At 33.9% G+C, this 672-nt stretch carries 1 protein-coding gene; it reads left to right on the top strand.

Going from position 1 to position 672, the window contains the following annotated elements; translation table 11 throughout:
• Positions 1-28: 28 nt before the first annotated feature.
• The coding region (locus tag IU405_RS00115; RefSeq protein ID WP_317193325.1) for an amino acid--tRNA ligase-related protein at positions 29-672 on the top strand (644 nt) is incomplete at its 3' end.

Genomic DNA, 672 nt, shown 5'->3' on the forward strand with positions numbered 1-672 from the left:
ATAAAACATCAGAAAATTTACAAACCCAATGCAATTATCAGAACAAGAAGTTGTACGTAGAGAAAAGTTAGCAAAATTACGCACTTTAGGCATCAATCCTTATCCAGCAGATTTATTTCCACTAGATTCAAGTTCTATGGATATAAAATCCAATTTTTCGGAAGGAAAAAAGGTTGTAATTGCAGGAAGATTAATGTCAAGAAGAATTCAAGTGTATTTTAATCGCGATGAAATTTGTGCTGACGAAGACAAAACTATGTACAATGAAGTCTATAAAAAATTACTTGATATTGGTGATTTTATTGGAATTACAGGAACTTTGTTCACTACAAAAGTGGGTGAAAAAACAGTAATGGTTAAAGAATTTAAATTACTGAGTAAAGCTTTAAAACCTTTGCCTTTACCAAAAGTAGATGCTGAAGGAAACACTCATGATGAATTTAACGACCCGGAATTGCGTTACAGACAACGTTATGCTGATTTGGTTGTAAATCCGCATGTAAAAGAAGTGTTTGTAAAACGCACCAAATTGTTCAATGCCATGCGTTCTTTTTTCAATGATGCAGGATATTTTGAGGTAGAAACACCCGTTTTACAACCCATTCCTGGTGGAGCAGCAGCAAGACCTTTTATAACACATCACAATTCGTTAGACATTCCTTTGTATATGCG

The sequence above is a fragment of the Polaribacter sp. BAL334 genome, from assembly GCF_015767435.1.
Lineage (GTDB): Bacteria > Bacteroidota > Bacteroidia > Flavobacteriales > Flavobacteriaceae > Polaribacter.